This is a genomic window from Legionella rowbothamii (genome assembly GCF_900639985.1).
GTDB classification, from domain to species: domain Bacteria; phylum Pseudomonadota; class Gammaproteobacteria; order Legionellales; family Legionellaceae; genus Legionella; species Legionella rowbothamii.
Genome location: NZ_CAAAIM010000021.1, coordinates 1 through 12582, shown reverse-complemented (window position 1 = coordinate 12582; position 12582 = coordinate 1). Strand labels below are relative to the sequence as shown.

Sequence of the window (12582 nt, the reverse complement as noted above, 5' to 3'; positions counted from 1 at the left end):
AGATAATAGGCAAGGTTCTTTTGCGTAGGTTAAGAAAACCCGAAGTGACTAAAAACTGTCCGGAAATTTCCGAGGTTTGCGGCTAGCCCTCCTAATTGAATTATTTATTGTCAATAACTTACTCCGCTAAGAAGCGCTCCGGTGTCTTTCCAGGGGTGGTTTTGGGGACAGATATGTTTATGATTGGACCTGCACTAAGATCTTTTTTACTGGTGTAAATGAATTTGTCATTAAAAAGCTTGATGCTTAATATCGAAAATTAATTAAAAGCTAAAGGTGAAGTTACTTGCGATGTCTCGGAAATTATACAAAACTCCTCAGAAGGACAAACTCCAATAATAGCCTCCATAGATTATGAAGATTGTGCTTAAATTCATAACTTCTCAAGGAATATTTGGCGATACAAGAAAAGTGATTGAGGTTCATAATTGGGGTAACAATTAATTGTTACCCATACTTTAAAATTACAAATAAAAAAACGTGTAAGTGTTATAATGGGATGATTAGTGCTTTTGCAGAATCTTTATTTTATCCAGAGACAACCCAGTTACTTTGGCAACAAAAACAGGATCGGCACCTTCTTCAAGCAGGCGTTTAGCAATTTCCCTTTCTTTATTAAGTTCGCCTTCAATTCGGCCTTCTTGTTTCAACTGTTCAGCTAAACTCATAATTTTTTCTCCGACTTCATGTGATATTTGGGTGTCAATTAACTTAAAAAAAGCATCCTTGTCACTTAATTCACCGCGTTCTAATAAGTATTGTAACACAATGGCAATAAAATCGCGTCCACCTGCTCTATCAAGTTGATGTAGGGATTTTGTAATTTTTTTTAATCCAGGCAAAATATCACGAGCAAAGATATGCTTTAAAGCAAATTCCATGACACCTGACCAGGCATGTTGTTTTAGTATTTCATCATCAATTTGCCCTAAATCAATGAGTTGAAATGGTTTTAAAAAGTATCGGTCTACTAAAGATTGAGGTGCATCAATTAAATCACCTAGATTTGTAGAAAATGGGTATTTTCGTTTTCCATGATAGACAACTAATGGATAAATCAAAGGGATTTTCTTATCATTTTTTGTATCATGTGTTTTTAAATGATGATCAATAATATTGCACATGTATTTAAGCATTCGGAAGGGCATTAATTGATCGGGTGTAGATTGATGCTCTAATAGTAGATAAAGATAAGCTTCATGTCCTTCGATTGTCGTCTTAAATAGAACATCAACGGCTGATTCTTTGCGCACATCATTAATATGCGATCGTGGTTGTATTTCCAGTTTTTCAAAATCAACACTTTGGCAAAGCTCAGCTGGCAACCAGGACATTAAAAAATCCCGAGCAACACGTTTATCCATCATAGCGGTACGAAAGAACTGATCGTGTGCATTACTAATTTGGTTATTATTTTTTTTAGTCATAGGTATTCGCTGTTTGTCAGTTCCAAATTTTGCCTAAGTTTGCTTCGACACATAATACACACCATACAGCATACGGGATAGGTTGATCCCCGCTTAGCCATCGTCTAATCGTGCGATCGCTGGTATCAATTTTTCGAGAAAACTCAACGCCAGACCATCCTACCATTCCCAAGACTATTTTAATTTCTTCACCGGAGGGAGTTTCCCATAATTCTGCCTTTTGCAAACACTCAGGGCGGATATTGCCCTGAGTGTTGTATGAACTAAAGTGTTCCATAAATTTCCTTTAGATTAAATTAAGCTCCATTAGGGAGTGTATTTCATTGTGACCGACTATAAAGTGATCAACTAATCTGATATCAAATAAATCTAATGCTTCTCTTATTTTCAAAGTTGCCTTGATGTCTTCTTGGCTAGGCTGCGCATCACCTGAAGGGTGATTATGCGCTAATATAATGGCGGTAGCGTTCAGATCGAGAGAATCTTTAACAAATTCTCTGGCACTAATTGAACAACTATTTACTACACCGGAAAAAACTTTTTTATATTCAATCAATCGGTATTGTGTATCAAGATACAACGCAGTCATGTGTTCTCTTTCACATCCCTCCAACTGGAATCTTAAATAGTGTTTCACTGAAGCAGCACTGTTAAAACGCACATCCTTTGTTCTTAATTTTGAATCGAGTATTCCTATTGCCTGTTTTATTATGTTTTTTTCATCTACAGTCAAATGATGCATTTTGTTCCCTTGCTTTACTACCCAGAGCGATTTGCCCGGATTTCATAAGCACTATAGGACAAATTGTCCTAATTGGCAATGGATATTTGGTTGAGTAATGACAATTTTTTGAGGAACAAAAACAGCTTTCTAATAGTAAGAGATTTTCAGATGCTCTATATATTAATAGTCCTTCCTTTACAGGCCGTTTCAAAAGTGTGTTAAGTTAATGTGACACATGCTCATGTTTTCTTTTTGTCTAAATTAAGCAGCTCTACAATTCTTAAATTTTCTATTCCAATTACAGAGGCACATTGCAAAAAAAAAGCAAATTGAAATGTACCTCGACTCAACTTATTCACAATACTTGCTTTAGTTTCATTGATATCTATTTCCTCTAATAAACACACTAATTTTTCATAGCTGATGTCTTTGAATTTTAACTCCGCTTTAAGAATACGTGATGCTAGGTCATGCCAATTGTGATTAGGCACATTGCTCTCCTAAAAGAAATAAAAGCTAATATTATAATATCAAAAATGATATTAAGTTATCAATTATGCTTGCATTAAATATCACATATGATATTATAGTATTTTAAATGATAACTTATTGATGAGAGGGTAGCATGAATTACTTGACGTTTAAGAATTATGATCGTGATTTCGTACGTGCGTATTTTGAACATAAGAGCACCTTGTATTGTGTTCAGCCAGGTTTTCACTATCTACCAGAACTTCTTGTTTGCAGTCATGAGGGCGAGCCGTCTCACCAGGTTACAGATGCGGTTAATTACTCATTTACGAACATGCCGCCGGATGGAGATTCGTGGGATTGGAGTGACGTCTGTGCGTTTTTCCAATGCAAAGAGATAACCAGTAATGGCCAGCTAATCAGTAGAATGAATGATTTATTTGAGGTGAGGGAATGAGCAATCCTTTTGGATTCTCAAGGAATACCCCCCCGAAAGGGGGGCTTATTAATCACTCGTTATTTAGGTAACTCGTTTGCGGGAGGCAAAAAATGAACCTAGTTGAGAATAATTATTTGGAATGCACCATAGATCCAAGGGAGATGATTCAAACAGCAAAGAATCATACAATTGAATTGGAAACGTTACAGCTTCACGACTGGAAACAAAAACTACTTCTAAATAAAGAAAAAGTTACACATAACTACATAGAAATTCACAAGTTTCCAAGTTATGGGTATGACTATACGGATCGGATACCCTTATATATCAATTTTGCTATCTACTTTAATGTAGCGTCTGGGCTATTTGGAACGCAACTTCAACAGGAACTCACTACTGAACGTGGGGACAAATACCTACATCATAGGTTTTACGAAGAATTGAAGTCTCTTAAAGCTACTTTGGAGAGTGCTATAAAACGGCATATAGATTTAGGAAATGAAGTGGAGGCGATGCTTTTCCCTGACTTTGGTTCCTTGTTAGATATAAACGAATGAAAATCTAATTTTACCTTAACGAAATTAAGTAATGATTGCTGTCTCTTATAAACAGTAGAGCAGCAGTTCTTTGCTCTTAGTTAGCGCTCTATAGCGCGGTACATAAGGACAATAATGAGTAAATTGAATTTAAAATGGATTATTATTTCATTAATTTTAATCGCACCCTATATCGAGTTAGCCCGTCTTCTAGTTGATTATTTTGCTCAGGGTCGTGACATTATGATGCCTAGTATATTTACTTTAGACCAGACGAGAAAGCTGGGTGAATTCGAGCTGTACACGGATCTACTTGCCTTAAAGTACTTCTTCTTGTGGTATGGAATGGGCGCAGTAGTTGGGCTGCGAAATCGTCTTCTTAGTGTGGGGTCAGAGGAGTCTGTTTATTCGTGGGTCTATTTATTTTCATTTATAGCAGTGTTGTTTATTTTATTGGCTTTGGTATTAGAAGGCTTAGTTTATTTATTTCAATTATATCCCTTTATGGTTATCTCATCTTTTCTTATAATCCTTAGCTTAATCGCTACACGAAGAACAATAGTCCACTCGGCAATAATTAGGAAAAAGAAATGAGCTCAAAAATAAAAAATATTTGCGTGGTTTTAGTTATGGGTTTGATTTTCCTTTGGGGTATTATCGCAGGGATTGAGAGATTGGTGTTTTTACATGCTGAGCAATACCCCAATTTTTTAGTAAAAAACACAGTTACTTTAGATTCAAAAGAAAAGATATATCAGCTGATTGACTTAACCTGTCCTCAGGGTGGAACCGATATTGTTAAGCGAAAAGATGCGCTCTACCTCCGTTGCGGATATTTTCTCCCAAACTCTTATGTCACGAAGATATTTATTGTAAAAAATTCGAACACTAATGGATCCGAAAAGAACACCAAATATATGGAAAAGATTAATGACCAATAGAGCAGCTAAAATCTTAATGCTTATAGTAGGACAACTATTTTTAGCATCAATGCTTCTTGCAATTACAGGAGATAATAATAATTTATTTATTAAGTCGTTACATATTCCAGATAATGTTTTTATACATCTTATGCACTGGGGACAAATCAATTTGTTATTTGTTTTTGGATGTTTAACTTTACTTGTAATACTGTTCTGGCTGGTAATTGTTCCATATTGGATCGATGGCTGGTTACGAAAACACAAATAACAAAATATGCAATTCTTATAACATAAGAATAATTGGATAAGAGGAATCTCGATGGCTGATAATCCAAATGATCTGAATTTACAATTATAAAAAATATCTGTGTGATTATAAGTTTGATTTTTCTTTGGGGTATTATCGCCAGAATCCCATGTCACATGGGATAGTTCTTGTTAATACCGGGAATCGGAAAATTATTAATAGTAAGACACATAAATAACCAGAAGGGGCATGGCAATGAAGTCCAAAATTTTATTGAAGTTTTTAATGATAACAACTTGTTTCATACTAATGATTAGCGCCCTTAGCTTATTTGCATTAGACCTTCCACCTTCGGGTTCTACACAGGGTCAAACAGTTGTTTTTGTTGAAGCCTATGCAGATTTATTGGTTAGCCTCCTTCAAGTGCCACCGATAGCCTATACTAGCTTAGGGAATATTTTTTTTGTTTTTTCTTTACTCTTTGGTTATTTTGCCACAAAAATTACGATCCCTTCGGAGGATGATCAGTCATTGTATTATCCTGATAAACATCGGAATACTTTCTAAAGTCCTCGTTTATAGCCCAGAAAATGAGGAGATTTATGTTGTTTGATGGACTAAAGATCTGGTGGATTTAGTACAGACCACTATGATTGACTATGACAAATTAAAACTAGCACATAGTATATCCTTAGGAGATAAGGGGGCTTTATTTTACAACAACATATGGAGCTTATAACTTTCCGATTTTTACTATTATTGGCTCCTCGGTGTTGTAATTGATCCTGTTAAGGAAATTGCTGATCTAATTATAAAGCATGAAAGTCTTACCAAAACAAAATTACATCCATAGGTTTCATTAGCAGATTGTAACAACAAGAAAGCCACAGCAAACCCCATAAATTCAACTTTTTTTGTATTGCCCTCAGGCCAAAAAAATATTAATAAATAATTATATTATTATTATTCAATGCATTATGATATGAGCAAAAAGTTTTTTTGATTAAATATTGCCCATCCACATGAATGTCCCATGATAAAATATCTCATAATTAAAAACATCATTAATTGGATGTCAATGGTATCTCGCTCATTGATTTATTGGTGTTGCTAAAATGTGAGGTTTTTATGAATAAAGAGTGGTTTGAAATGAAGGATATTCGTCGGAAGAAATTTGATAGTATGGCATGGATACCATTAAGAGCTGCTGAGTATAAAATTAATATTGGGACGTATGGTTACGAGGGTTACCAAAAAGAATTTTTTGGAGTTGGGTCTATAGCAATACCTTATAAACAAATTGAGGAAGCTAAGAGGCTTGATTGGACGGATATTGGCCGCAGCAGCAACCACAGCCATACTGGATGGTTTGATGATAAGCAGTATTTTCCAGCTGAAGTATATAAAGATTATCAAGGAAATGTAGACGGTATTCATTTGGTACTGGAGCAAACCTCTCATGATGAAAGGCATAATATTTGGCATTTAAATCAGGATCTTGTTCTTTCATTGGGAATAGTGAGAGAAGGCAACTCATGGGTTGATCCAATGGAAGATTATGCTGTTGTAGCAAGAATTCGAACTGATGAAAGCAATAAGACTGTTGTACTAGAAATTAAAGCACATTATTTAAAGGACTATCTCTGCGCGAGAGATATGGCTCTCTATATGACGCAATATTGTAATAGAGTTTCTATATATGCTGAAGCTCCTCCTTTTACATGGTCAGTTGATTCTGCCCAAGTGAATACAGAATCTGGAAAATGGCAAGGTGGCATTAGGGAAATACATGAGGGAGGAGGAATTTTTGGGTCTAAAATTGGAATATTCCAATTTGCGCGAATAGATGTAGAGGAGGAAGATGACATTCCAAGTCTTTCTGAAACACCTACTCAGGAGAACACTTCGAGCGCCTCATGGGAAAAATCTTTTGAAGGAAAGAAACTTTATTATGTGTTAGGGGAGTATTGGCGAAATGAAGTCATTCTTCCTAGTAAAACGAGTGCTAAAGTTAGAGGGGATACAGTTCAAAACACATGTGTCTTTATTATAGATGTAGATGGTTCTACAGCCAGGGGTATGGATCTCATTGATTCAGGAAAATGGTTGTGGTTTAAACCTGAAGTTATTATGGCTCTGTGTAATAGAAGAGGGGGGAGTTTAAAATTTTATACTGCTCAAACGGGCGAGGTCTCTTGCAGTTATAAGAGTGGGGTGAATTTCGGTTTAAATCATCTTTCTCTTATTAATGTGTTTGCTAAAGATATTGGAAATTTACCTGAATGGCAGCAGAAAATATGGGCGGGCTTTAATGTGGTCCCAGATGGCGGGGTTGGACACGAACTATTAGCTTCTCAGGTAAGAGGTCAACCAGCAACTACACAAGCTCCTGAGGAATACTTATTTGATACTATAAAGAACATAAATGAATGTTCACAAGAGAAACTGGGTATTCTGCTCTTTAAGGATCATGATGCAATACATGAGCTCCTCCCAAGAATACATCGATTTAGATCTACAGACGAACAGTCTTTCTATGCCTTAGCAAAGGATCTCGCTCGGTTGATTGTAGATTGCCTTGATATCCAACCTATGAAAAAGTTTGTATCACCACCCAAAAGTGAAACTTGGGGAAGTATAAAATATTTGGAGAATTTGTTGGCTTCAAAATATGATAGAAATCGAGTTAGGGAGGTAACAGCATCAATTGTTGGTGTGTATGAGTTGCGGCATGCAGATGCCCATTTACCTACAAGCAATATTGAAGAGGCATTTAAACTCGTAGGGATAGACACATCTAGACCGTACGTTGATCAGGGTTTTCAAATGCTATATAACGTGGTTGCAAGTCTGGCCAAAATAGCCGAAGCTTTAGAATTATGGGATTAGTCAACTTCATTATTAAGCGGGGCGTTCGTTGAAAGAATCTATAGCGTTAATATTAGAATGTATCAGACTTTATCTCAATAATAATAGGCTAAGTTAACTTAGCCTATCTCTCCCTAACTTAATTAATCCAAGTTGTTAATTTTTAGCCAGGAGTGAAACTCACTTAAAGCACAACAATATGAATGTCCTATAAATATAGCGTGCAAAGTGAGCCGTAAAAACATTAACGAGAGATTCGTACGGTTTAATCTAACCTAATATACAATTCTAGTTTAATATCCGCCTTATTTTGATTGAATTTGGTTCGTCTCGATTAATTATAATTTCAAAATTTGTTTTTGGCCTTTCAAAAAAATCTTCGATACTCATCCTGTTATTCATGTTCACGATTATCCCACCCACATCAATGTCTTGATCGTCATTTTTGATTGTTAAATGAAGTAGGCATAATCCCACATCGGTACAGGCATCCCATGCTTCGTACATCGTTAAAATCTTAGAACCATTATTGTTTAAGTATTCAGATATGCTAATCCCATTAGCACTTATTTTCAGCCCTAAAGCCGAATCAACAATAAATTTGAGAGAAGGGACGTTCATAAGAGGGCATAATTCTGGATCATATGTCATACAGTATGCAAGGGGAGGGATTGTGACCCACTGGCTTGATTCAATTGGTCCTGCTTCTACTAAATCAACGGAGCTGTTGGAACCTACGAGTAAATAATAACTGTCAGATGTTGTACCATCTTCATTTTTAGTCTTATATAAACAAACTGCCGTGTTTGAATTAGTGGGTAATTGAGGACTCAGATCAAAAATTTGTGCTTGATAACTAGACCATACACCTTCGAAATGATATCTACCCTTTTTAACAGGGAAAAAAGAATTGGGTTTATTCCACAGCCCCTTTTCTCCTTCTGGTAATTTACAGGAGCTAATACTTTTATTCCGTGAACAAATAATCTCTTTTGGACAGAAAACTTTTTCTTCGAATTTATAACTTAACGCAGTGTTTGAATAAAGTAAAAAAAATATAAACCAGTAAAAAAGGATATTCATATAAAAATGGGAAGGTTGAAAATATTGCAAATTATACACTATAAGATCAAGTGGTCAATGTTTATCCATGCCGTAGTGAATTGGCTCTGTTAGTTATCCAACTGTATCTTTGTAAAAAGGAATCATGGAGGTCTTAATCAAGCTATGCATTCTATAGCAGAACCATTGTGGTTGATTTTCATCTTTTTTTAATGAAGAATGCGGATATACGCTTATTTCTATCATTGAATACTATGAATCCAGGAGCCTTGGATTGATAATCCCCTCATAAAAGATATAATAACTCCACTATACTAATTTCTAAAAGTTAAACCTGTGGGTAGTTCCAAGAGTCTATTTTGCAGCGTATTCCTCAATATTCGATTGCAAAAAAGATGAACCAAAAAGCTCCTCAAATATAATATGTCGGTGGGTCTTTTGAGGAAAGGAAGTATTAAAGTCTCCAGCTGATATCACGCATCGGCAAAAATTTATTTTTATTCCCTCTGAGACAGTACTGTTATTCAAAACACTACTTACATAATTACTCAATTTCCCTCGATTGTCTTGCCCAAGAGCCTTTCCCCATTGTATATAACGATAAAATAAACCGATCGAATTATCTGTTTCAATAAGATTGGGATCTTTTTTTTCTAGTGAAAAAGATAATTTTTGCAACCATATATTAAGTATTTCTCTAATATCTTCTTTACTAAAATTTTTAATAGAATTATTTCTAAATGATACATCCTCTAAACTTTCTTCAAGAAATCTTATATTCTCCCTAAAGTGATCTAAATTATATACTCCATTGTTATTTGTAATATTGAAAGCAGAAAGAATATTCGCGATGAAGGATTTGGATAAAAATAAGTCATTTGTATCCACTAGCTTTTCCAAAGGAACGAATGAGGACAAATATAGTGCTATTTGTGTATAAGGACTTCCGCTTGAGAAATTTACATTTTTAAGCCACAGCTTATTTAGGGTTTCCAGATTAATATCCTCTGGTCTTTGTTGTAAGGGAACCTTATTAATCAACGCCAATGAAATATCTGCCGCAATATTTTGATTTGGCATATCCACTAACTTTTCAAGCGCACCATGAAAATCTCCCTGAAAAAAATCAAAATATACCTTTATGTCTTCTAATCGGTTTAAGTTTCTTACATATGCATGAAGTAAACTCCGTGGTAAGCCCAAGATATCGAGAATATAGTTACTATTAAAATGATCTGTAATAAAATAGGGGGTCATATCATACAGAGCAACCGAATCTGCTTCTGTTAATTTAAGATCTGGATCTAAAATTCCTAGGAGTACTTTCTTAATCTGATTATTTAATTTTAAAATATCTTGTTCAGATTGAGGGTTTTGTTTTTTTAATAGATGACTATATCCAGGTTCTCTTTTAATATTTTCTATATGCAAAATAGTTTCATGTTTTGCTAAGTATTCTTTAATAATCGGATTTTTAACTTCTATAGCTAATAATTGTAAGAATAGAATCATATTCCCTGAAAACTTAATAAGTTGCTTATTAGCTGAAGCTAATATTACAAGTTTCTTAATTCCTCGTGGCGTCACTAAATAATAACAAATTTCTCGAAGCTGGTGAGAAAATTCGTAGATAAACTCTTTGTTACAAATATGATGCGTTATTAAAAGCTCACTCAAAAATTCAACACGATTATCTAATGTAGCCTCAACATGGAAGGAAAGCGTTATTAACTTATCTAAATAGAATTTAACATCATTATAACCAGAACTTCCTAATTTATTTTCCACAACTAATTTTCTAATGGTTCTATTGTAATCAAGGCCCATTACACAAACTAAAGGCTCAATTGACTCCATAACCCTTGAAAAAAGTAAAAAAGGGATAATCTGTTCGGAACTTAATCTATCTATCTCATCGATAAAGACATAAAGCTTAATTTCGCTTTGCAATAAAATAGAGTTTATCTCTTGGAATTGTTGAGATGGTAACTGTTGAACATTTTTTTCCCATACCTGAATTAACTTTTCTACATCGGCAGCCCAATCCTTCTCGAAACTTAAAGATATAGGTTGAACAGGGTCCCTATATTGCAAACTTGTTTTGAATCGAATGATTGTTAACATTGATAAAAAAAGCTTTTTAAACGCTTTCTTTACGGCCTTATTATCAACTTGTTGAATTACTTTAAGGTAAAATAGCTCGATCAACTCGTTTACAGTTTGTTTGCCCTCTATTAATGGATCAAAAGAAATAACAACGTTATTTTTATTTTGGGCTAGATTACTTTTCAATAGGTTAATTACAGATGTTTTTCCAGCACCCCATTCCCCCGTAAGAGCAAGCGTTAAAGGAAAATAAGACTCATCTTTGATGATGTCTAAAATTCGCGGAATAATCGATTCAGAAACCTTTAACCTATCATGATTTATATTAGTAATTGATGTATCAGTAATTCTATTACTTTTTTCAATATCGTTATTTACTTTGAAAGGGGTCCATTTAGCATATAAAGATTTTAAACCACACATAATAAACTCCTGACAAGATTAAATTCTTAATTGCGGAGGTTAAATCTGCTTTCAGTTTTACATCTGACAATTAAACTAAAACGCTTTGAATTACTAGTCATACAAGCAGATTATTTCTCATCAAAATATTCTGATATTCTTTCTTTAGTTACATTCTTATGAACTTTTTTTATCAGGTCTATAGCAATAGCCAATGCTTCTTCTCTGCTGGAATAGAAAATCGGCTCTAAATAAGGCGAGCATTTGGTTTTGATATTCCCAAGAGCGAATCGAAATCATGACCATAATCTATCTCAATAAACCAACGGCCATTATAACTCACCGTTTTCTTTTCGAAAAAGCCTCTAATTCCACAAGAGTAGCCAAATGATCCACATTGGATTCAAAAAACATCGTTTCATGTGTTCCAGGAATCGCATGAACCGTGATCTCGTGTTCAACAAAAGGCTTCCATCCGTTAAAAGGATCATCCGCTAAAACAAAAGCATCCCAAAGATCATTTGCTTTAAATAACGTAATGTCGGCACGAATAGTAGGAAGTTCAAATGCTAATAGTAGTTTTTTCCTATACTCTTCTAGTTCTTCTAGGTATTCACTGGCTTGTTTTCCTATCCCCTGATTTTTGCTCAATAGTCCCATCGTATTGGACTTGATTAGCGAATCTGGGTATTTTGCCCATCCATCGAACAGTCCTAAAAACGTAACAGACTTGTTAGACCGCATTAACTGATTCGCCATCTCAACAGCAACGGTCGCACCAAAGGAAGCGCCACCTAAACAATATTCCTCCCCTTGATATACTTTATCGATTTCTTCCAAATAGAATTGTGCCATCTCAGAAATTGAGGCAAATCGGCGCGAATGACCATTAATGCTCTGATCCTCTATCCCATAAACGGTGTACTTCCCATCCAATCGTTGAGCTAATTGTTGATACCAAAAGACCGAGCCGCCTACCGGATGAACCAAAAATAAGGGCGTCTTATGAGGCCCCGATGATAATTTAATGACGCTTGAAGAAGCGTGAGCGTGCGTACTGTTACCTTCCGCAACCAATATATCCAATTGATGAGCAAGCGAGATAATATCAGGGTACTCAAACAGCACAGAGAGGGGAATTGGTAACTTAAAATGGCTTTTTAAGGCAGAAATGATTTGTAAGGCTAACAGTGAATCGCCTCCGAGTTCAAAAAAATTATCCTCAAGATGAATCACTTGCGACAAAAATGCTTTCTGCCAAATCTCAAGGCAAATTCTTTGGGTAGGGGTTTGAAGTCCAATGGTACGAAAACGTACGCTAAGGAATTTCAATATTTTCAGCCAGTTTATTGAACGGTCTTAGTTGCCCTTTCATTA

The 12582-nt window shown here is 35.1% G+C and carries 14 protein-coding genes; 7 read left to right on the top strand and 7 right to left on the bottom strand.

The window, feature by feature from the left end; genetic code table 11:
- Positions 1-503 precede the first annotated feature (503 nt).
- The 4 genes from E1P08_RS16765 to E1P08_RS16750 all read right to left on the bottom strand — a co-directional run bounded on the left by E1P08_RS16765 (position 504) and on the right by E1P08_RS16750 (position 2642).
- Positions 504-1427: an Rpn family recombination-promoting nuclease/putative transposase gene (locus tag E1P08_RS16765; protein WP_133138097.1), complete on the bottom strand. Its 924-nt coding sequence runs from the start codon at positions 1425-1427 to the stop codon at positions 504-506.
- 16 nt (positions 1428-1443) lie between these two features.
- The gene (locus E1P08_RS16760; RefSeq protein WP_133138096.1) at positions 1444-1704 is read right to left on the bottom strand and encodes a helix-turn-helix domain-containing protein; all 261 of its coding nucleotides are present in this window, start codon (positions 1702-1704) and stop codon (positions 1444-1446) included.
- Between the two features lie 9 nt (positions 1705-1713).
- The gene (locus E1P08_RS16755; protein ID WP_133138095.1) at positions 1714-2169 is read right to left on the bottom strand and encodes a JAB domain-containing protein; all 456 of its coding nucleotides are present in this window, start codon (positions 2167-2169) and stop codon (positions 1714-1716) included.
- Positions 2170-2390: 221 nt separating this feature from the next.
- Positions 2391-2642: a DUF6471 domain-containing protein gene (locus tag E1P08_RS16750; protein ID WP_133138094.1), complete on the bottom strand. Its 252-nt coding sequence runs from the start codon at positions 2640-2642 to the stop codon at positions 2391-2393.
- Positions 2643-2776: 134 nt separating this feature from the next.
- Here E1P08_RS16750 and E1P08_RS16745 point away from each other — a divergent pair, with 134 nt between their 5' ends.
- The 7 genes from E1P08_RS16745 to E1P08_RS16715 all read left to right on the top strand — a co-directional run bounded on the left by E1P08_RS16745 (position 2777) and on the right by E1P08_RS16715 (position 7656).
- Positions 2777-3079 (top strand): hypothetical protein, encoded by a 303-nt coding sequence (locus E1P08_RS16745; RefSeq protein WP_133138093.1) that lies wholly within the window; start codon positions 2777-2779, stop codon positions 3077-3079.
- A 92-nt stretch (positions 3080-3171) separates the two neighbouring features.
- Positions 3172-3618, top strand: coding sequence for a hypothetical protein (locus E1P08_RS16740; RefSeq protein ID WP_133138092.1), 447 nt, complete (start codon positions 3172-3174; stop codon positions 3616-3618).
- A gap of 114 nt (positions 3619-3732) precedes the next feature.
- Positions 3733-4191, top strand: coding sequence for a hypothetical protein (locus E1P08_RS16735; protein WP_133138091.1), 459 nt, complete (start codon positions 3733-3735; stop codon positions 4189-4191).
- Positions 4188-4538 carry a hypothetical protein gene (locus E1P08_RS16730; RefSeq protein ID WP_133138090.1) on the top strand — a complete coding sequence of 117 codons (351 nt, stop codon included), beginning with the start codon at positions 4188-4190 and terminating at the stop codon, positions 4536-4538. Before E1P08_RS16735 ends, E1P08_RS16730 begins: the two co-directional genes overlap by 4 nt.
- Positions 4528-4788: a hypothetical protein gene (locus tag E1P08_RS16725; protein ID WP_133138089.1), complete on the top strand. Its 261-nt coding sequence runs from the start codon at positions 4528-4530 to the stop codon at positions 4786-4788. The genes E1P08_RS16730 and E1P08_RS16725 overlap by 11 nt, the downstream gene beginning before the upstream one ends.
- 234 nt (positions 4789-5022) lie before the next feature.
- Entirely contained in the window at positions 5023-5334 is a 312-nt protein-coding gene (locus E1P08_RS16720; RefSeq protein ID WP_133138088.1) for a hypothetical protein, read from the top strand.
- Positions 5335-5895: 561 nt separating this feature from the next.
- Positions 5896-7656: a hypothetical protein gene (locus E1P08_RS16715; protein ID WP_133138087.1), complete on the top strand. Its 1761-nt coding sequence runs from the start codon at positions 5896-5898 to the stop codon at positions 7654-7656.
- A 267-nt stretch (positions 7657-7923) separates the two neighbouring features.
- On the opposite strand, the gene E1P08_RS16710 is transcribed toward E1P08_RS16715, so the two are convergent.
- The 3 genes from E1P08_RS16710 to E1P08_RS16700 form a co-directional block, all read right to left on the bottom strand.
- A complete protein-coding gene (locus tag E1P08_RS16710) occupies positions 7924-8757 on the bottom strand; it encodes a hypothetical protein (RefSeq protein WP_133138086.1) in 834 nt (277 codons plus the stop codon).
- A gap of 294 nt (positions 8758-9051) precedes the next feature.
- Positions 9052-11226, bottom strand: a complete 2175-nt coding sequence (locus tag E1P08_RS16705) for a P-loop NTPase fold protein (RefSeq protein ID WP_133138085.1) — start codon at positions 11224-11226, stop codon at positions 9052-9054.
- A gap of 318 nt (positions 11227-11544) precedes the next feature.
- Positions 11545-12441, bottom strand: a complete 897-nt coding sequence (locus tag E1P08_RS16700; RefSeq protein ID WP_242602512.1) for a thioesterase domain-containing protein — start codon at positions 12439-12441, stop codon at positions 11545-11547.
- Positions 12442-12582 lie beyond the last annotated feature (141 nt).

Bases quoted from the DNA above. Each gene is read 5' to 3' on its own strand.
- E1P08_RS16765 (WP_133138097.1), bottom strand. From the start codon at position 1,427: ATGACTAAAAAAAATAATAACCAAATTAGTAATGCACACGATCAGTTC.
- E1P08_RS16760 (WP_133138096.1), bottom strand. From the start codon at position 1,704: ATGGAACACTTTAGTTCATACAACACTCAGGGCAATATCCGCCCTGAG.
- E1P08_RS16755 (WP_133138095.1), bottom strand. From the start codon at position 2,169: ATGCATCATTTGACTGTAGATGAAAAAAACATAATAAAACAGGCAATA.
- E1P08_RS16745 (WP_133138093.1), top strand. From the start codon at position 2,777: ATGAATTACTTGACGTTTAAGAATTATGATCGTGATTTCGTACGTGCG.
- E1P08_RS16740 (WP_133138092.1), top strand. From the start codon at position 3,172: ATGAACCTAGTTGAGAATAATTATTTGGAATGCACCATAGATCCAAGG.
- E1P08_RS16735 (WP_133138091.1), top strand. From the start codon at position 3,733: ATGAGTAAATTGAATTTAAAATGGATTATTATTTCATTAATTTTAATC.
- E1P08_RS16730 (WP_133138090.1), top strand. From the start codon at position 4,188: ATGAGCTCAAAAATAAAAAATATTTGCGTGGTTTTAGTTATGGGTTTG.
- E1P08_RS16725 (WP_133138089.1), top strand. From the start codon at position 4,528: ATGACCAATAGAGCAGCTAAAATCTTAATGCTTATAGTAGGACAACTA.
- E1P08_RS16720 (WP_133138088.1), top strand. From the start codon at position 5,023: ATGAAGTCCAAAATTTTATTGAAGTTTTTAATGATAACAACTTGTTTC.
- E1P08_RS16715 (WP_133138087.1), top strand. From the start codon at position 5,896: ATGAATAAAGAGTGGTTTGAAATGAAGGATATTCGTCGGAAGAAATTT.
- E1P08_RS16705 (WP_133138085.1), bottom strand. From the start codon at position 11,226: ATGTGTGGTTTAAAATCTTTATATGCTAAATGGACCCCTTTCAAAGTA.